Annotated in this window: 1 protein-coding gene; it reads right to left on the reverse strand. The window is 28.6% G+C overall.

Features of this window, described 5'->3' with window-relative positions; translation table 11 throughout:
* Positions 1-357: transposase (locus HMPREF2930_RS02440; protein WP_141751509.1), on the reverse strand; the 357-nt coding region annotated here is incomplete at both ends.

The raw sequence follows: 357 nt of genomic DNA on the forward strand, positions 1-357 counted from the left end.
GAGTCCGGGACATAAAGTATCTAGATAAGTGAAAAAAGACAATTTCTATTGAAATAATATAGAAATTGTCTTTTTTATAATTTTTTTGATTATTTTCAGCTCGTTGAGCTGTTACTTTTCTTATATTAAGTGCCATTAGCACAAATCCTAGTTCTCTTTTGGCTTTATTTATCCCTCGAACGGACATTCGAGTGAAACCCAAAATAGCCTTCATAAATCCAAAAACAGGCTCCACATCAATTTTTCTTTGACTGTAGATGGTTTTTATTTTTGGTTCTGAAAGCTTTTTATTAATTTGGGCTTTAAAATATTCCCAATTATAATTTTTCATTATTTTTTTATTCGTTTTTGAATTGT

Origin of the sequence: Staphylococcus sp. HMSC068C09 (assembly GCF_001813735.1) — a bacterium.
GTDB lineage: Bacteria > Bacillota > Bacilli > Staphylococcales > Staphylococcaceae > Staphylococcus > Staphylococcus hominis.